Source organism: Metabacillus rhizolycopersici, from assembly GCF_020075705.1.
In genome coordinates this window covers 16,472-32,752 of the sequence record NZ_JAIQUM010000010.1, presented here as the reverse complement: position 1 = coordinate 32,752, position 16,281 = coordinate 16,472, and the positions used below count along the sequence as shown (strand labels likewise).

Here is a 16,281-nt window from a genome sequence, read left to right as displayed (position 1 = left end):
AAAAATCATGGATTACCGTGATTGGGAAATACTGAAGGTTCTCTATAGCCAAAAAAATATAACGAAAGCAGCCCGGCTTTTATTTATTACTCAACCCGCATTAACAACTCGTTTAAAGCATATGCAGGAAGAACTAGGTGTTAAAATAGTAACCCGTGAAAGCAGAGGAGTTCATTTTACTCCTCAAGGAGAATATCTTGTCCATTGTGCTGAGGAGGCCCTTGCTCATTATCAAAAAATCAAGGAAAATGTCCACAATATGAGTAATAATTCAAGTAATGAAGTTGTAGGAACATTAAAATTGGGCGTATCCAATTTTTTTGCAAATTATGAACTTCCCTATATTTTGAAATTATTTAAAATGCAATATCCTCATGTAGAATTCAAGGTGATTACAGGATGGAGCAGAGACGTAACTCAACTTATACACAATAAAGATGTTCATATCAGCTTTATTCGAGGAGACTATGGTTTTAGGGGATTATTGAAACATCTATTATTTGAAGAAACCATTTGCATTACATCAAAGGAAAAGGTGGATATTACTGATCTCCCCCAGCTTCCAAAAATCGATTATAGAGGGGATTACTTATTAAAATCAATAATTGATCATTGGTGGGCTGAAAACTATGCGCAAGCACCCTTTATCAGTATAGCAGTCGACCAAGTTGATACCTGTAAGGAAATGGTTATTAATGGTTTAGGGTATGGCATATTGTCCAGTAGGATACTTACCGGGATAGAAGACTTATATAAAATCGACCTAACTGATCCGAATGGGGAACCTATATTGCGAAGAACGTGGATGTATTACCATAAGGAATCTCTAGAATGGAATGTCGTTAAGGCATTCGTAAATTTTATTGAAAATTTCGATTGGAAAGAGAATTGAATAACTGGTTCTGTTGCAAAAACTACTTCCTAAAAACATAAAGTGTCAGTTTGCTTTATATGCTATCTTATGAAGCTAACGCAAACAGTTTTGGATAAATGTTAACAATATTATTAAAAGTAGAAAGTCTGGATTCTAATGGAATCCAGACTTTCTACTTGTTTATTTCGTTCATAAAAAGGGCTTTTAGGAACGATACAAATTTTTAATATAACTCTATTGGAATGTTTTTATGTATTAACTTGAAACTCCTGTAAATCTGTATCTACTGCTTGTGTTTTCTTATCATCAATTTTCATAAATAAGACCATCAGAAAAGATATTAGTAATAATGCTCTTAAAAAATAGTCCTACCTTTGTATGCTATTTTTATAAGTTCCCAATTGTTCAAGTATGCTATACTATAATTACCAGTTATGTTAACCAGATATAAATTTTAATTTACATAAAAAATAATTGATTCCTATTGAACTGGGGGCGAATTATGTATAAGCTACGAGGCCATCATCTTTTTTGCCTTCTGGGCTATCGGGGAATGGGCTATTCCCCAGAGTACGTTGCAAATATGACACGTTTGCATCAAACCTTAAGAAACAATCCCAAGACGTTGATTAAGCTTGTAATGGGACCTGATCAGTTGTGTGAAAAGTACCCTAACTCAGGTGAATACCACTGCCAAAATGAAAACATCTACAAAAGAGATGCTGATATTTTAAAGAAGATGGAGCTTGAAATCGGACAAATTCTACATTGGGAATACATTGAAGCCCGTATCCGAAAGCAGGTCACTCCCTCCGATATTCAAGATGTCTGTGAAAACTGTTCTTGGCGTTCTTATGGGGTTTGTGAAGAAGGTATACAAGAGATTCTTGAAGGGAAGGGCTTAAGGGAAGTTAAATAAGCCCTTCCCTTTTATTTAATTAATATTTTTCAAGTGTTCTATTGCCTTGTGAAGAAAATCCTCTTTTCCAAAACTGCCTGATTTAAGCACGATAGACATATTACGACCAATAGCCAGGCCAGAGGATACGTTTATTTCTATCTCCTCAAGAACATGATTCCCTTTTATACCTAGCTTTCTACTAACTGTTCCTTTCGGAAAAAGTGGTTGATATACTCCTTCTCTTCCATAAAAAATTCTCATGGTATAACATAGGCTTTCAGGTTGCACTAAATCTTACTACACCTATCATGACTTTATATGCTTCTGAAATGGGGTTATCAACTTTTGAAATAGGGATACTCTCACCGCAGCTTTTTTGCATTTTCACTATTATTTTCTGCCATTCAAGCCGGTAGGATTGCTGATAAAATCGGGGACAGATTGCCTGTTTTAATCGGAATTGCTATTGGTATGATATTTCCTTATTTATCTCCCAAAATGTGGGCTCTTTATACTAGTCAATTTATAGTTGGTCTATCGAACGTATTTATTGCAGTCTCCTTACAGAATGTTCTTGGAGATGCCGCGAATAACGAAAATTGAGATCAGTATTTTAGTATGTTTGGAATGGCTGTGGCCTCAGGGTGGTATATTAAACTTATGTAATAATAAAACCAACTAAGGGAAAGACGAAATTCGAATTCACCCTTCACTTGTTTGGTTTTGTTCTTTATTCTATATTTTCTCTTACTTTGAAAGAAAATCGTCTAGATATTTTATTATTTCTTCTCGCTTTCCGGAAACTTTTTCAGCCCTTTTTATATCGAATTCTAATTTTTCTGAGGACTTAACCAAGACTTCTTGTTCCACTGCCTGCGGAATAACGACAACCCCATCTGCGTCACCGACAATAATATCACCTGGATGAATTGTAGCTCCCCCACAAGAGATAGGCACATTCAGTTCCCCATATCCTGCTTTTCCGCTCGCTGCTATTGTTGTCCCTTTACAAAAAACGGGGAAGTTCAATTGTTTAATTCCTTCAATATCGCGGATAACACCATCCACAACAATTCCTTTAATACCTAGTGTCTGTGCCATTCCTACAATAAAATCGCCAGCAATCGCACGGTAAGTATCACCTTTGGCATCAACTACTAAAACATCTCCTGGCTTCGCCTCTCGAATCGCTTTTAAAAAGACTAGATTATCACCTACAGGCATTTTGACAGTAAAAGCTCGTCCTACAACTTTATATTCGTCTTTTAATGGCTTAATGGCAGAATCTAAGTTATTAAGACCTTGCATAGAATCAGAAATACAAGTTGTTGGAATTTCTTGAAATTGATCTACTATACTCATAAATTAGCTCTCCTCTTTTATTATTAAATAGTAACTCACTTGCAATAATAAAAATGCCATTTACTAAAAATCAATACATTCGACTTTTCTAGCTCCTCTTTATTGTATCTGAATTAATTATTTCTTTCATTTATTTTAACTCGAATCTAGCCTTAAAAAAAATTGAAAAAATGCATAACTAGGTATGCATTTTAGGAATCATCCTTTTAATTCAAAAACCCAAACATCTCCAGATTTTCCGAATAGAGTTATATGTTTTTAAAGATAATGATGATTGGCCACTCATTTTTCGCGGGTCAGTTCTATCAATGAAGTACTTCTCAAGCTGCTTGTCCTTCTCTTCCTCCAGCTCGGCCTAACTTATGATCTACCTACCTGTATAGCAAAATAAGAATTCGTATAACATAAAGATATTTAAGTTAGTTTTTAACTCACTGTCTAAACATGCCTTGTCAATCATCGATTAAGACTTTTTGAAGCATGTACTAAATTAAGGGGAAAGATATATGAGGATTCGTTTCGGTTATGTAGCTAATGCATTAGGATTATGGGATGCAAGTCCTTCGAAGGCTTTAACTTTTGCACGGTATTCGGCTCTTCCTAAAAATGAGCGAATGGAAAAGTTAAAATCTGTTACCGCGCAAAATTTACAGCATACGAAAAGAATTTTGTATTATAATATCGCGCATGAAATCGAATTGTATCGGTTTTCAAGCTCACTAGTCCCCTTAGCAACCCATCCAGACGTGATGTGGGATTTTATAACCCCTTTCAAGACCGAATGGGAAGAACTTGGACAATTAATTCAACAGTTCAAGTTTCGGCCGAGCTTTCACCCAAATCAATTTACACTTTTCACAAGTCCGCGTGAAGAAGTGACTCTGAATGCAGTGACAGATATGAAATACCATTTTCAAATGATTGAGGCTATGAATGCGCTAGAAAGAGGAATTATAAATATTCATATTGGTGGAGCCTATGGGGACAAAACAGAGGCATTAAGACGATTCCATCAAAATATAAAAAAATTACCTAATGAAATTAAAAGGCATATGACTCTTGAAAATGATGATAAGACCTATGATGTAGAGGAAACACTTATTACTTGCGAAAAAGAAAATATTCCAATGATTCTCGATTATCATCACTATATGGCAAATCAAGGGGGTGTTGATCTCCCTCTTTATTTACAACGGATATTTAACACATGGAATGTCTGTCATACGGTTCCAAAAGTCCACCTATCTTCACCAAAGTCAGATCAAGCCTATCGTTCCCACGCTGATTTTGTCTCGATCGAATTTGTCCTTCCTTTCTTAAAAATGGCAAAGGTGCTGAATCAAGACTTTGACATTATGATAGAAGCCAAACAAAAAAACCTTGCTATGCACAGACTTATCGAAGAAATAGCCTCTATTCGAGGAGTCAGACGTATATCTAGTTCATCTGTGGAATGGTAAATTGCAAGGATTAAAATGAAAACGCCCTAATAGGATGAGGTGGAAAAATGACGATTGTACGTCTCGGCTATGTTGCTATGAGCATGGAGCTAAAAAATGCGTCCCCATCGAAAACAATGACGTTTGCCCAATTCCAGAAAATTGATGATCGGGAAGCTGCCATTCGCAAATTGGAACGAATCGCGCTCTTGAATTTACAAAATACACTACGGTTATTAAAGCATAATGTGGCTTCTGAGATTCATTTTTATCGATTAACCTCTCGCCTTATTCCTTTGGCGAACCATGAAGAATTGCTTGATTGGAATTATATGAAACCACTAAAAGGGCTGCTGAGTGAGATTGGGAATTTCACCAAAAAACATAAGATTCGAATCGATTTTCATCCAGATCACTTTGTCCTTATTAATTCTATGCAGGAACACATCTTGAAAAACTCAATCAATACTTTGAAGTTGCATTATTTCTTACTAAAAGCTATGGGGATTGATCCCACTCATCGCTGTGTCATGCATGTTGGTGGCAACTATAAGGAAACCGAACATTCACTTGAACGGTTTATTGATAATTGGATGGTCATCCCAAGATCTATTCAAAAAATGATCATGCTTGAAAATGACGATACTTCTTTTACATTAGAGGATACCCTTTACTTATGCGAAAAACTAGATATCCCGTTAGTATTCGATTATCATCATCACCTTGCCCATCATCAAAATTCAAAATGGGAGGAGCAATGGGATCGAGTTGTGCAAACATGGAGGCATTCTCCGCTACCGATAAAAATGCACATTTCAAGTCCCAAAAGCGCTAAAGCATTCCGTCATCATTCAGATTATGTAGACATTGATATGTTTTTCAAGTTCTTAAAAGAGATAAAAGGCAGTATTCCGCAAATTGATTGTATGATTGAAGCTAAGAGAAAAGATGAAGCACTTTTTAACTTAATTGAGGAAGTCAAAACCAGAGCAGACGTTGACATGATTGATGGCTCTTCTTTTTATTTGAGGTAAATAAAAAGAAGAGCGAAATCAGGATAGGATTAGTTTTGGAGATAGACTAATTTATTTATCCTTAATGATCTAGAGTAAGTTCTTTTGGCGGTTCATCATGAATGTTTAGGACACGAATCGTTTCAGGTTGTATTTGAAGAAATACGAAGTTCGGATCTTCAGGGCCGTTAAACCATTTATTAAATGATTTATCCCAGAATTGTGTTTTCAAAGCCTGTGAATCATTAATGGAAGTTGTCCCAGAAACTTCAACATAGCTATCGCTTTGTCCTTTCTCTTCATACCCCAACAATACAGAAACAGCTGGATTTTTTTCTATTTCCTCAATTTTCTCAGTATCCATTTTTGTTGGTGTAAATAATGTTAAGTCCTCATTATAAAACGTCATATATCGTGAATGAGGCTTATTATTTTCAACCGATGACAGGATACCAGTTCTGTGATCAGAAATAATTTTTAACACCTGTTCTTTTAAATCTTGATCGCTCATAGATTCATCCTCCTTTTTCATAAGCTATTATAATTTCCCTCTTAGATATTGCCATGAAACTGAAAAATATTTACCAATCCATGCAAAGAATAACATCCACTACTAAGAAGACAATAAATGAAAAAGGAGTGTGTTCAAATGTCGGTAAGCAATGTAATAAAAACCTTAAATACTTTTTTAAAGGGGCAATACATGGGTATCCATGCTTATGAACACCACATTCAGAAATTAGCAGACCCTTATATAAAAAGTGAATTTCAAAGAATTCAACAAGATCACAAGAGCCATGCCTTAAAAGTTGCAGAAAGAATACAAAATCTTGGAGGAACACCAGTCGATAATGAAGGGTTAATTGGTTCCATCCAAGGTTATATTGGTCAATTCATGATTCCTGATTCTCCTTCTGGAATAATCGAAAGTGCATTAAAGGGAGAAGATTATTATGGGATTCAAATATCAGAAGAAATTGTAAAAGATGATTTAGACCCTGAAAGTTATCAATTAATTGAAGAAATATTAAATAAGGACAGAGAGCATGTGAATTTTCTAAATCGTTTACTCCAGTAATTTAGTTTCTCATAACCGCTCCAATCTTATGCTATTCCATTTTGCTCATATTAACTTTAATTATTCATTCCCTACTCTCCAAAAAGAGATTAAAATAACGTTTTTTCAATAAATCCTTGGTTGCCAAAAAGAATCAATTCTTCATACACATTTTTTGTTTCTCTAGAAGTTGATAAGGCCTTCTCATTCAAATGACTAAAAAACTGGATATTACCAGTTTTTTTACGAAAGAGTATAAAATGAGGGTTGGTAAAGTGATATATAGAATCTGTTGTTTTAAAACAACGTTTGCGTTTTCATTTTTTCTAGCAGTAAAACCTAACATTGCACGACCGTATAGGACCAACATTTCTTGTACATATACTCCTGTAGAATACATGACTATCCCTCCCCTTTTATACTTTATTTGCTAGTTCCTGGATTAATGATGAGAGAAAGATAAGTGGTCAGGTCTGTTCAGTGGTAACTGGATGAAAATCAAAAGAGAAAAGATGAAACCATTATGATTTCACCTTAAAAAAATACAACTATAACTGTTATCGCATGTTTGAAAATGCTTTTAATTCAGTTTACTGTTTCAATCGATTCAGTTCCTGAATACACTCCTGAACAAGTGTAACTCCCTGACTCATGGATGCCCCACCGCCAAATGCTGCAGTCACACCTACAGCTTCAAGAATTTCTAGTTCCGAGCATCCTTGATCAAGACAACCTTTTGTATGATAAATGATACAGTACTCGTCCTGAGCATGTAGACTGATGCCTAACGCGATTAATTGTTTTGCTTTTTGAGATAATACACCTTCTTTAAAGCACTCTTCAGTAAAGTGATTAAATTGTCTTGCAAATTCAGGCATCTTTTCTGTGAATATACCAAGTCCTTCTTTATATTTTATTAGTGCGGATTCAGTAGAGTTTCTAGCTTCCATTTCCAAAATATAATCAACTCCAATTCACTTATTTTGAACATCACAATTTAGTATGAGCTAAATATTATTGTTTTAAAAAATAAATTTGTTACCTTTGTTCAAACCTTTTCCATAATCAAGAAAACATAATTTTACGTACTAAAGGCAAAATTTTAATAATGAATAACATATTTTAGGAAATTTCATGAAATTAGAAGGTGATGAAATGGAACTTTATAACGAAAACCGAGAATATCATGCTGGAGATATCGTTTATATTTTTTATCGAAATCCACATGCTCAAGATGTAGCAAACATACAGGCAGCAGCTGTTGTAAATAACCCTGAGAATTCGAATGAATTAGCTTTATTTTTATATGAAACTTATTATCCGCTATCAAGTGAGATGGCTATCTATTCAACTGAAGAAGAGGCTGAGCAAGCTTATCATTATTATTATGGAAATGATTCAGAGGGGACCTTGGAATGAGTAAGCCGTTTACACCGAAGCTAGTATATTTTGAACCAAGTGCATTGGATTATCCGTTAGGACAAGAGCTATATGAGAAATTTAAAACGATGGACGTGGAAATTCGGCACACCACTTCCCACAATCAAATAAGAAATCTTCCTGGTGATAATGACTTTCAAAAATACCGGGTTGCAAAATCTACTCTAGTGGTTGGAATTAGGAAAACACTCAAATTTGATACGTCAAAGCCATCAGCAGAGTACGCGATTCCTTTTGCAACAGGATGTATGGGGCATTGTCATTATTGCTATTTACAAACGACAATGGGAAGTAAACCGTACATCCGCACATATGTCAATGTCGAGGAAATTCTCGATGCTGCCGATCAATACATGGAGGAACGTGCTCCAGAGATGACAAGGTTTGAGGCATCGTGTACATCCGATATTGTTGGGATTGATCATTTAACTCATACTTTAAAGCATGCAATTGAGCATTTTGGAAAATCACAGTATGGAAAATTAAGATTTGTTACGAAATTTCACCATGTTGACCACCTACTTGATGCCAAGCATAACGGAAAAACAAGATTTCGCTTTAGTGTTAATGCTGATTACGTCATTAAAAACTTTGAACCCGGGACCTCTCCTTTAGCGAAAAGAATTGAGGCGGCAGGAAAAGTGGCAAGAGCCGGATATCCACTTGGTTTTATTGTAGCGCCTATTTATCTTCATGAAGGATGGGAAGATGGATATTACCACATGTTTGAGCGTTTGGATGCAGAGTTACCTCTAGAAGCGAAGAAAGACTTAACATTTGAATTTATTCAGCACCGTTTTACAAAGCCGGCTAAGAAAGTAATCGAAAAAAACTATCCTATGACGAAATTAGAATTAGATGAAGAAAAAAGAAGATACAAATGGGGGAAATATGGAATTGGAAAATACATTTATCAAAAAGACGAAGAAGAAGATATCAAAAATCACCTTTATACGTATATGGAGAAATTTTTCCCTCATGCAAAATTAGAATATTTTACGTAAAGGTGGTTTTATTCGTAGGTCATGTAAGGAAGAATCATTTCCCCTATAAAGGTAACAAGAATGATAGTACCGCCAACATTTCGAGAATTTTGTACGCTGAGCGAATAATTAACCCCAAAAAGCCGATTTCCTATAAAAAGGAATCGGCCCTTTATTTGCCTTACTCAACTAAATGCATCCATTCAGGATCGAGTTTATTTTAAAATGAATTTTTAATATTTGAAGGTTTAAAGTGTAAAGTTGCTCGATCACGCTACATTTGATTCAAGCGGCTCGTTACAACTTTTTACCCATATCATTTTGAAGAGGAAGCAATTAAAATAACGATTTCTTCAATATTTATTTACAAGTACTCCTTATAATGATGGAACAAACTTCTTTTGACTTTAACGTTTATTCATCCTCTTCGTCTCCCAAGAAATCAATCATGACTGAAACAATCTCACCAGAAACATCTTGTTTGATATAAACTTCGTAGAGGCCATCGCCATATCCTGACATCGCTACCGAACCACCCGGCACGATGCCACCTTGCTGTTCTGAAGCGACCACGTCGCAGCATGCAACATAGTATTTAGACACATCTTCATCCATCACAATATCATATACATTTTCTAATTCAGTATTTATCTTTTCATCATTATTAAAAAAAGTGAAATCAAAAATCCCAGCTTGTGCTGAATCGACCGTGATGACCTGATCTGTACGGGTCCATTCTCCTTCAGGCTCCGTATTTCCCCAAAAGGCTACTAGGTGATTGACAACCTCTTCCTCATCGTACGTAACTGTAACAGACCATTCCCCTCTTTTGGCTGGCATAAGAAGAACCTGCAAATCTTCCGTCTCTTCTTCGTCGTAAGGATAGCAGGGGTCACTTACGATAATCTTGTCAGTCGTCAATTGGAATGTCCCCAGAGTGATCGTTTCATTTTTATACTCACCATTAGCTTCATCTTTAATAAATTCTTTTAACGATAAGGCTGCAACCCTAGTTTTGGCTGTTTCATGCTCCCAAATATACACTTGGCTTTGCATGAACTTTTTTCTTATCCGAAAGCATAGTTTATCCCCTGTTCCGTTCTCACCTATCGCGATTAAATTGTGCAGTAAGGCTTCTTCTCTTTGTTCCTGGTTTTGTCTTACTACATCATCCCACGTTTTCTTTAGATTTATGGTATCTTTTATAGGAAAGAGAATCCAATCGCCAATCTCAGGGTTATTTGTCATCTTAAACAGTTCTTTATATTCTTCTGGAAACAACGCACCTAATTTCTCTTCTGCAGCTTTTATATGTATTTCATTCACTCCTGGTTTCCTTGTTTGGAGCAACTTTATTAGCTTCTTCATGATTGACCTTCCTTTTTTAAAATGATAGAGGAGTTATTCGAGCGTAAACTCTCCTTCTATTACAACTGTTTCCCAACCATCATATTCACCTTCGTACTTTTCCGAGATTTCAACTAAAAGATCCGTTACTTCATTAATCGAATCGAAATCAACAGCATCCATTCTGGAAAGTGAAAGTATATATTTTCCTTCCCCATCCATTTGATTTGATTCCTCTTCTATGGAAAAGCCCTTTTTCTTTACTGCTTTTATAAATCGTTTCATCATTTTACTATTTTCAAAGTATAACCAATGTTCAACTTTACGGGGAATGTCAGATTGATCACCAGATTCTTCTAATGAATCAACTACTTGACGATTACCCATATGCTGTTGTTGATATTTATTAGGATATAAGAACTCAAAGTAAAATTCCCAAGTTTCCTCCTCTTCAACTCTGAAGATAGCGATTGTGTCGCACAAAGTTTCTGTGTTAGAAGCGAAGTAAAGACTTTTCGGAGGAAGGCGAGACAGCTGCTGGATTAAAGCTTTGATTGAGTCCTTCTTGGCTGATAAGTACTCCCGTGGAAGCCTCTAACCGACTACATAGTTGCGTAAGCGATGTACTTGCGACTTCTTGGCTAAGCCAAACACAAAGGGCAATGAGTTCGTCTGCTTGATACTTACTAGATCGTTTCACAAAACCTACTTGTTCAGCGATTTTTTGTAGGACGATTGGAGATAGAAAGAGTTGTAATTCTTGTGAGAAGAGATGTAATTCTTCAGAAAGCGAGAGGTCCATGAAAAAACGTCATCCTTTTCAAGTATTTTATTGATAATCAGATTTATAAGGTGCTGTATCTTTTCGAAGATTCGTTGTGATTTTCATTTTGTACGCCTGTTGACAAAGGCCCTCCTTGGCTAAGGGACAATCGTTACATTCCTTTAGTCGTGTATATTTTAGTGTTTCATATTTTGTGTCATAACTATCGTAGTGATACGAATGTTCTCGGACACTAAAGGAATACAGGCTTTTTGTCATTTAGGTTGCCTGAAGCAAAATGTGATAAAAGTTTCAAGTTTTTTTAAAAAAGTATTTTTCCAGTTAAGCAGCTATCCCCTTACACGATCAAAACGAGACTCATTTTAATCCACAAAAGCACCTGTTTGTTTAAGTAGAAACCTTCCCAATCTAAATAAACAATTACGAAATCCAAAATGAACATTCCAATGCATAAAAGTCTTAATTTTCTTGATTACTTTAAATTTACCTTTGAGACCTTCTTATTAAAGAGTCACACCCCATTAGCTACTTCCTTCCTATCTCCTATCCCGTGCGGTAAGATCCCCGCTCCCTGTTTATGGAAAGCGTCTTTTCGTTTATGATGTTGCATACAATAATAAGTATAGAATCCAAGTCTAAATGAATATTTCACCATTTTCATTCTAAATTTATTTTTTGGTGTTGAAAAATGTTCAACAATCAGTAGAGGATGTGTGGGGACTAAATGGATTTAAATACTTTTATCAGATTGTATCAAGAATTTTTAAATGAAAGTGAGCAAAAGGGATGGACGGTCGAGGTTCTTATAGAAGAATTCGGAAATTATCTCGCAGCCATAAAAAATATGGAAGGAATTGAAGTGCAATTTTTTATTGAGTTGGACTTAGAAAATTATGTACAACTTAATGATACAACTAATCAAAGTATGCTGAATTATGGCGTTATAAGGCAGGAAGGAAAAGGCGACTTATTTGCGAATGAAGTATTGGAGGCATTCCACCAGTATTGGGAGAAACATTCACTGAAACGGAACTTGATCTTTATTATCTATAAACCCTATAAACCATAAAAATGGTATCAAGATGTAATCGTCTCTTTTCTACTACACTCGTACAAATTTATTACCTTCTTGCAACATACTTTGCTATTTTTGCAGAGAAACTCTTTGGTTTGGATGCTACACTACTTGCAATATTTAGTATCTTTCCTTCATTTTTTGTTTCATTTGTGGAAAAGACAGAAGCCGTTGTTTCATCAGGCGCCAAAACCCGTCATATTAGAACCCGCTACGTAAAGTCCTAAAGTAACTCACTCGATATATTTCGTCATCCTGTTATCACTTCACCTTCTTTTTCTTGCTTCTTTGATAACATAAAGCACCTAGAAAAGATTAAAAACCCCACTTTCTTAAAAAGTGAGGTTCCTCAATGTTTTTATTAATTTCTCAAAGCGTTAACTTATTGAACATTTTGGCTAAAGCGACCGCGCTGACGTAGCAATTCACGATTTAAGTTTGGATTCTTTTCAAAAGCAGCTCGTCCGTGTAGCCAAAAAATATTATTCACGACAACTAGATCTCCTATCGGAAGTTCAAGTTCGATTACGCTTTCGTCGTTTTCCATTGAATTGGAAAGGTCACGAAGATATTTTGCTTCTTCAATGGTTTCGGGATTAACAAATTGATCGATATAACAAATACCAGGCTCATTATTGTAATTAAAGAATGTTAGGCGATCGATTTCTTGATCAACATTTTTACTTTTTGGTGCTTTATACGTAAATTTGTGATTTGCTAATGGATGTTTGACAAACTTATCAAGTTCTTTCCAATCATCAAGATGCAATAATCTTGACTCACCGCCGCGTGCATTTTGTTCAACCATTTTCATCATCAACAGCCAGTCTGTCGGTTCATCTACGAACGTGCCATCTGTATGAAGTGTGAATAATCGATACGCCTGACGAAGATAAGAGTCGCTACTATCTGTATCTTTTACAGAAAAACGTGCATAATATTTACCTGACATGGAATCATGATTAGGAATCCCCAATATGTGGGAGATCGCTGTTGCAAAAATAACATATTCGTCTGTATTTTCAGTTACGCCCTCCAAGCCAAGTGTAAATCCACCAGACTCTCGATCATGAACAATGCTTCGAATCAGTTCACCAAACTCGTCTCCAACCTGGTCCAGTAAATAAGAAGCGACAATATGGCGCGCATATGGAGTGTATTCTAAGTGCTGAACAGATTGATGATCCTGTTCTACCGTTTCCAAAAACTTTGCGATTGCGGTTTTTGAAATTTCAATGTGATACAAACGGGCTGTTTGTGGATGGATTTTCACCTCATATGTTGCTGTTTTCTGTTCAAATTTCGCTTTCTTCTTTTCTGCAATACTCATCATTCATTCCTCCTGTTTTTTGTGGATAGGTGAATTTGTCAACAGGAAATATAAAAAGCCAGTCGTACAAGACCCCTAATAAAATAGGAGATTTCCTGTACAACTGGCTTATATTCACTTCACCGCTCTAGGCAAATAGAGTCACAGCGAATACGCAGTTCATTTCATATTTACGTTTCCCGTTTCCAATTATTAATAGATTGTTCACGATTTTGAAAAGGCATTTTTCAGAAGGTGAACATAAGGTTTATATTAACTAATTTAAATATACTATATGTCGAGATAAATGTCAATATATTTTGAATATTATAAAAATAAATTTCGTATAATCTCTTGATAATGGTTATGATTTCTGTGGTATTTCTTCAAACTTAATTTGCTGAAAATGGAGGTGGAGATCCTTTAATGCAGCAGTCAGAGCGTTCGTTGCCTTTCCTCTGTAATACGTTTGAATCGCATCAATTGCATCATCAATTCCATCTATTAAACTAGTTCCCTTTAATAGACGCTCAATAAATTCACGCCCATGTTCAGTCGCCAATGTGGCGGAAGCCTCTAGTATTACGCCATATTTCACATCAACCTCTGCTGTAATCGTTAATGTTTCAAATACACTTTTTGCGGCCATTCCTTGTGGAAGACGAGCATGACCTGCAATGAAAATCGTTTTTCCATTCATCATAAATAAGCGACCTCCCCGAAAATAAATTAAAAAGTTAATTCCTTTTCCTGTAAGTTTGCCTGTTCTGGTATTCGATTCACGACTTCTTTGCCAATTTCAATCGAGGCTGTTGCAGCAGGTGAAGGGGCATTACATACATGTATCGTGCGTTTTCCCATGATAATGTGGAAGTCATCTACCATATTTCCATCGTTTTTGATTGCCTGTGCCCGGACTCCTGCTGGAGCTGGAATTAAATCATCGGATTGAATTTCAGGAATTAATTCCTGAAGGCTTTTTGTAAATTGCTTTTTACTAAAAGAGCGAACGTATTCATCCATTCCTTCTTTCATAAATTTACCTGCCATTTTCCAGAGACCGCTATAACTTAACGCTTCGGCTAAATCTTTCGCATTGAAGTCCGTTTTTTTATAACCCTCCCGTTTAAAACTAAGCACAGCATTTGGACCGGCATCGACTTCCCCACTAATCATACGAGTAAAATGAACACCTAAAAATGGGAATTTAGGATTTGGTACAGGATAGATTAAATGTTTAACAAGATAGCGTTTTTCAGGCTTCAATTTATAATATTCTCCTCTAAATGGGAAAATCTTCATGTCTGTTTTATACCCAGCTGCTGCAGCAACACGATCACTATGCAGACCAGCGCAATTAATCACCAATCGTGCTTTGATCGTATTACGGTTCGTCTCGATTGTTACTTGATCAGACTCTTCCATAATTTTCTCTACCTTTGTATTTAACTTAATCTCTCCACCGTTTTCTTCTATTATGCTAGCAAACTTCTCACTTACTTGTCGATAATTTACAATCCCTGCCTGTGGAACGCGGATTGCACCTAGACCTTTGACATGAGGTTCAATTTCCTTTAATTCATCTCGACCTATTTTTTGAATGTCGAGTTTATTTTGTAGACCTCTTGTATATAAATTGTCTAAAAGCGGTAGTTCCTCCTGCTTTGTTGCGACAATCACTTTTCCACAAATGTCATGATCAATTCCATGTGTTTGACAAAATTCTGTCATCGACTTACTTCCTTGACGAGCAAAACGAGCTTTAAAACTACCCGGTTTGTAATAAATACCGGAATGAATAACCCCACTGTTATGACCTGTTTGATGCTCTGCGACGACAGGTTCCTTTTCAATTACAACTACTTTCGCATTAGGAAAACGTTGGTAAATAGCCATTCCTGTTGATAAACCGACAATTCCTCCTCCAACGATAGCAAAATCATACATATATGTTCCTCCCTGCTTTTTTATATGGTTCACGAAAGGCAGACCGTCTAAGAATGGTCTGCCTTTCGTACTTGTTTTAAACCAATGATTTTGAAAAACAGCTACAATAGCGTTCTAATCCATGGAACAAATTTGAATTCTTATCGAAACTTAACTTAAAACTGATTCCATCCCTAAGATATTTGTTGTAAAAAAGGCAGACAATTCTTTGCTTTTTTCTTTCCTTGCTTTACGCAGTCTAGCTCGCTCTGGTGCAGTTTTATTTAATTTTCTCTCTTCTTCTGTTTCAGGAATTACTTGTGGAACGCGTGTTGGACGTTTATCCTCATCTACTGCGACAAATGTTAATAGAGCGGTTGCTGCCAATTTACACTCACCACTTTTTAATTCTTCAGCAATAACCTTGACAAACACTTCCATCGACGATGAACCCGCCCATGTTACATATGATTCAAGGCAGACTGCATCTGTCGTGCGGATAGGATAAAGAAAGTCAACGGAATCTGTTGAAGCAGTGACACAATCTGTGCGGCAATGTCGTATTGCGGTAATGGAAGCAACTTGATCTATATCACTCATTAATCGACCGCCAAATAATGTATTATGACTGTTCACATCTTGTTGAAATACACGACTTGTTTGAATAACTCTTGATTCTCTACAATATTTTGCTCTCATGATTACCTCCTTCTTGCCTAAACGTAATTAAACTTCCGATAAGGTAGTTTAATTAGTGTCGTTCCGTCATCA

General features: G+C 36.0%; 19 protein-coding genes and 2 pseudogenes. 8 read left to right on the top strand and 13 right to left on the bottom strand.

Features of this window, described 5'->3' with window-relative positions; all coding sequences use genetic code 11:
- Positions 1-7 precede the first annotated feature (7 nt).
- Together K9V48_RS06795 and K9V48_RS06790 are read left to right on the top strand one after the other, a co-directional pair.
- Positions 8-892 carry a LysR family transcriptional regulator gene (locus tag K9V48_RS06795; RefSeq protein WP_224137958.1) on the top strand — a complete coding sequence of 295 codons (885 nt, stop codon included), beginning with the start codon at positions 8-10 and terminating at the stop codon, positions 890-892.
- A 484-nt stretch (positions 893-1,376) separates the two neighbouring features.
- Positions 1,377-1,793, top strand: a complete 417-nt coding sequence (locus K9V48_RS06790) for a DUF1284 domain-containing protein (RefSeq protein WP_224137957.1) — start codon at positions 1,377-1,379, stop codon at positions 1,791-1,793.
- 15 nt (positions 1,794-1,808) lie between these two features.
- On the opposite strand, the gene K9V48_RS06785 is transcribed toward K9V48_RS06790, so the two are convergent.
- Positions 1,809-2,036 (bottom strand): nucleotide-binding domain containing protein, encoded by a 228-nt coding sequence (locus tag K9V48_RS06785; protein WP_224137956.1) that lies wholly within the window; start codon positions 2,034-2,036, stop codon positions 1,809-1,811.
- A 486-nt stretch (positions 2,037-2,522) separates the two neighbouring features.
- On the bottom strand, positions 2,523-3,137 hold the full coding sequence (locus K9V48_RS06780; RefSeq protein WP_224137955.1) for an RraA family protein: 615 nt from the start codon (positions 3,135-3,137) through the stop codon (positions 2,523-2,525).
- Positions 3,138-3,643: 506 nt separating this feature from the next.
- On the opposite strand from K9V48_RS06780, the gene uvsE (K9V48_RS06775) reads away from it, so the two are divergent.
- Both uvsE (K9V48_RS06775) and uvsE (K9V48_RS06770) read left to right on the top strand, forming a co-directional pair.
- Positions 3,644-4,597, top strand: coding sequence for a UV DNA damage repair endonuclease UvsE (gene uvsE / locus K9V48_RS06775; protein ID WP_224137954.1), 954 nt, complete (start codon positions 3,644-3,646; stop codon positions 4,595-4,597).
- Between the two features lie 47 nt (positions 4,598-4,644).
- Positions 4,645-5,610 carry a UV DNA damage repair endonuclease UvsE gene (uvsE, locus tag K9V48_RS06770; RefSeq protein ID WP_224137953.1) on the top strand — a complete coding sequence of 322 codons (966 nt, stop codon included), beginning with the start codon at positions 4,645-4,647 and terminating at the stop codon, positions 5,608-5,610.
- Positions 5,611-5,671: 61 nt separating this feature from the next.
- Here uvsE (K9V48_RS06770) and K9V48_RS06765 read toward each other — a convergent pair whose 3' ends face one another.
- Complete coding sequence (locus K9V48_RS06765) at positions 5,672-6,100, bottom strand: pyridoxamine 5'-phosphate oxidase family protein (protein WP_224137952.1); 429 nt, start codon at positions 6,098-6,100, stop codon at positions 5,672-5,674.
- 138 nt (positions 6,101-6,238) lie between these two features.
- Between K9V48_RS06765 and K9V48_RS06760 the strand changes: the two genes are divergently transcribed.
- Entirely contained in the window at positions 6,239-6,667 is a 429-nt protein-coding gene (locus K9V48_RS06760) for a ferritin-like domain-containing protein (protein WP_224137951.1), read from the top strand.
- 187 nt (positions 6,668-6,854) lie between these two features.
- Here K9V48_RS06760 and K9V48_RS06755 read toward each other — a convergent pair whose 3' ends face one another.
- Together K9V48_RS06755 and K9V48_RS06750 are read right to left on the bottom strand one after the other, a co-directional pair.
- Positions 6,855-7,046 carry a hypothetical protein gene (locus tag K9V48_RS06755; RefSeq protein ID WP_224137950.1) on the bottom strand — a complete coding sequence of 64 codons (192 nt, stop codon included), beginning with the start codon at positions 7,044-7,046 and terminating at the stop codon, positions 6,855-6,857.
- A 190-nt stretch (positions 7,047-7,236) separates the two neighbouring features.
- Complete coding sequence (locus tag K9V48_RS06750) at positions 7,237-7,602, bottom strand: carboxymuconolactone decarboxylase family protein (RefSeq protein WP_285872830.1); 366 nt, start codon at positions 7,600-7,602, stop codon at positions 7,237-7,239.
- A 199-nt stretch (positions 7,603-7,801) separates the two neighbouring features.
- Here K9V48_RS06750 and K9V48_RS06745 point away from each other — a divergent pair, with 199 nt between their 5' ends.
- Together K9V48_RS06745 and splB are read left to right on the top strand one after the other, a co-directional pair.
- Entirely contained in the window at positions 7,802-8,065 is a 264-nt protein-coding gene (locus K9V48_RS06745; RefSeq protein WP_224137949.1) for a transcriptional regulator SplA domain-containing protein, read from the top strand.
- On the top strand, positions 8,062-9,090 hold the full coding sequence (gene splB / locus K9V48_RS06740) for a spore photoproduct lyase (protein ID WP_224137948.1): 1,029 nt from the start codon (positions 8,062-8,064) through the stop codon (positions 9,088-9,090). Before K9V48_RS06745 ends, splB begins: the two co-directional genes overlap by 4 nt.
- A gap of 393 nt (positions 9,091-9,483) precedes the next feature.
- On the opposite strand, the gene K9V48_RS06735 is transcribed toward splB, so the two are convergent.
- The 4 genes and pseudogenes from K9V48_RS06735 to K9V48_RS06720 all read right to left on the bottom strand — a co-directional run.
- Positions 9,484-10,437, bottom strand: a complete 954-nt coding sequence (locus K9V48_RS06735; protein ID WP_224137947.1) for an SMI1/KNR4 family protein — start codon at positions 10,435-10,437, stop codon at positions 9,484-9,486.
- A 33-nt stretch (positions 10,438-10,470) separates the two neighbouring features.
- Complete coding sequence (locus tag K9V48_RS06730) at positions 10,471-10,803, bottom strand: ribonuclease E inhibitor RraB (protein ID WP_224137946.1); 333 nt, start codon at positions 10,801-10,803, stop codon at positions 10,471-10,473.
- Between the two features lie 65 nt (positions 10,804-10,868).
- Positions 10,869-11,218, bottom strand: a pseudogene (locus K9V48_RS06725) (IS4 family transposase); the annotation flags it as partial.
- A gap of 48 nt (positions 11,219-11,266) precedes the next feature.
- Positions 11,267-11,428 (bottom strand): annotated as a pseudogene (locus K9V48_RS06720) (IS5/IS1182 family transposase); the annotation flags it as partial.
- 496 nt (positions 11,429-11,924) lie between these two features.
- On the opposite strand from K9V48_RS06720, the gene K9V48_RS06715 reads away from it, so the two are divergent.
- Positions 11,925-12,269 carry a hypothetical protein gene (locus tag K9V48_RS06715; protein WP_224137945.1) on the top strand — a complete coding sequence of 115 codons (345 nt, stop codon included), beginning with the start codon at positions 11,925-11,927 and terminating at the stop codon, positions 12,267-12,269.
- A 388-nt stretch (positions 12,270-12,657) separates the two neighbouring features.
- Here K9V48_RS06715 and glaH read toward each other — a convergent pair whose 3' ends face one another.
- From glaH to K9V48_RS06695, 4 genes are all read right to left on the bottom strand, one after another.
- Entirely contained in the window at positions 12,658-13,605 is a 948-nt protein-coding gene (glaH, locus tag K9V48_RS06710) for a glutarate dioxygenase GlaH (protein WP_224137944.1), read from the bottom strand.
- Positions 13,606-13,948: 343 nt separating this feature from the next.
- Positions 13,949-14,284 (bottom strand): DUF3870 domain-containing protein, encoded by a 336-nt coding sequence (locus tag K9V48_RS06705; RefSeq protein WP_224138026.1) that lies wholly within the window; start codon positions 14,282-14,284, stop codon positions 13,949-13,951.
- A gap of 29 nt (positions 14,285-14,313) precedes the next feature.
- Positions 14,314-15,531: an L-2-hydroxyglutarate dehydrogenase gene (gene lhgD, locus K9V48_RS06700; protein ID WP_224137943.1), complete on the bottom strand. Its 1,218-nt coding sequence runs from the start codon at positions 15,529-15,531 to the stop codon at positions 14,314-14,316.
- A 150-nt stretch (positions 15,532-15,681) separates the two neighbouring features.
- Positions 15,682-16,209: an acyl-CoA thioesterase gene (locus tag K9V48_RS06695; protein ID WP_224137942.1), complete on the bottom strand. Its 528-nt coding sequence runs from the start codon at positions 16,207-16,209 to the stop codon at positions 15,682-15,684.
- Between the last annotated feature and the right edge of the window lie 72 nt (positions 16,210-16,281).

Coding starts and splice junctions, on each gene's coding strand:
- K9V48_RS06785 (WP_224137956.1), bottom strand. CDS start 2,036: ATGAGAATTTTTTATGGAAGAGAAGGAGTATATCAACCACTTTTTCCG.
- K9V48_RS06695 (WP_224137942.1), bottom strand. CDS start 16,209: ATGAGAGCAAAATATTGTAGAGAATCAAGAGTTATTCAAACAAGTCGT.
- K9V48_RS06715 (WP_224137945.1), top strand. CDS start 11,925: ATGGATTTAAATACTTTTATCAGATTGTATCAAGAATTTTTAAATGAA.
- glaH (WP_224137944.1), bottom strand. CDS start 13,605: ATGAGTATTGCAGAAAAGAAGAAAGCGAAATTTGAACAGAAAACAGCA.
- splB (WP_224137948.1), top strand. CDS start 8,062: ATGAGTAAGCCGTTTACACCGAAGCTAGTATATTTTGAACCAAGTGCA.
- K9V48_RS06705 (WP_224138026.1), bottom strand. CDS start 14,284: ATGAATGGAAAAACGATTTTCATTGCAGGTCATGCTCGTCTTCCACAA.
- K9V48_RS06755 (WP_224137950.1), bottom strand. CDS start 7,046: ATGTATTCTACAGGAGTATATGTACAAGAAATGTTGGTCCTATACGGT.
- lhgD (WP_224137943.1), bottom strand. CDS start 15,531: ATGTATGATTTTGCTATCGTTGGAGGAGGAATTGTCGGTTTATCAACA.
- K9V48_RS06760 (WP_224137951.1), top strand. CDS start 6,239: ATGTCGGTAAGCAATGTAATAAAAACCTTAAATACTTTTTTAAAGGGG.
- K9V48_RS06765 (WP_224137952.1), bottom strand. CDS start 6,100: ATGAGCGATCAAGATTTAAAAGAACAGGTGTTAAAAATTATTTCTGAT.
- uvsE (WP_224137953.1), top strand. CDS start 4,645: ATGACGATTGTACGTCTCGGCTATGTTGCTATGAGCATGGAGCTAAAA.
- K9V48_RS06730 (WP_224137946.1), bottom strand. CDS start 10,803: ATGGGTAATCGTCAAGTAGTTGATTCATTAGAAGAATCTGGTGATCAA.
- K9V48_RS06790 (WP_224137957.1), top strand. CDS start 1,377: ATGTATAAGCTACGAGGCCATCATCTTTTTTGCCTTCTGGGCTATCGG.
- K9V48_RS06745 (WP_224137949.1), top strand. CDS start 7,802: ATGGAACTTTATAACGAAAACCGAGAATATCATGCTGGAGATATCGTT.
- K9V48_RS06795 (WP_224137958.1), top strand. CDS start 8: ATGGATTACCGTGATTGGGAAATACTGAAGGTTCTCTATAGCCAAAAA.
- K9V48_RS06735 (WP_224137947.1), bottom strand. CDS start 10,437: ATGAAGAAGCTAATAAAGTTGCTCCAAACAAGGAAACCAGGAGTGAAT.
- K9V48_RS06780 (WP_224137955.1), bottom strand. CDS start 3,137: ATGAGTATAGTAGATCAATTTCAAGAAATTCCAACAACTTGTATTTCT.
- uvsE (WP_224137954.1), top strand. CDS start 3,644: ATGAGGATTCGTTTCGGTTATGTAGCTAATGCATTAGGATTATGGGAT.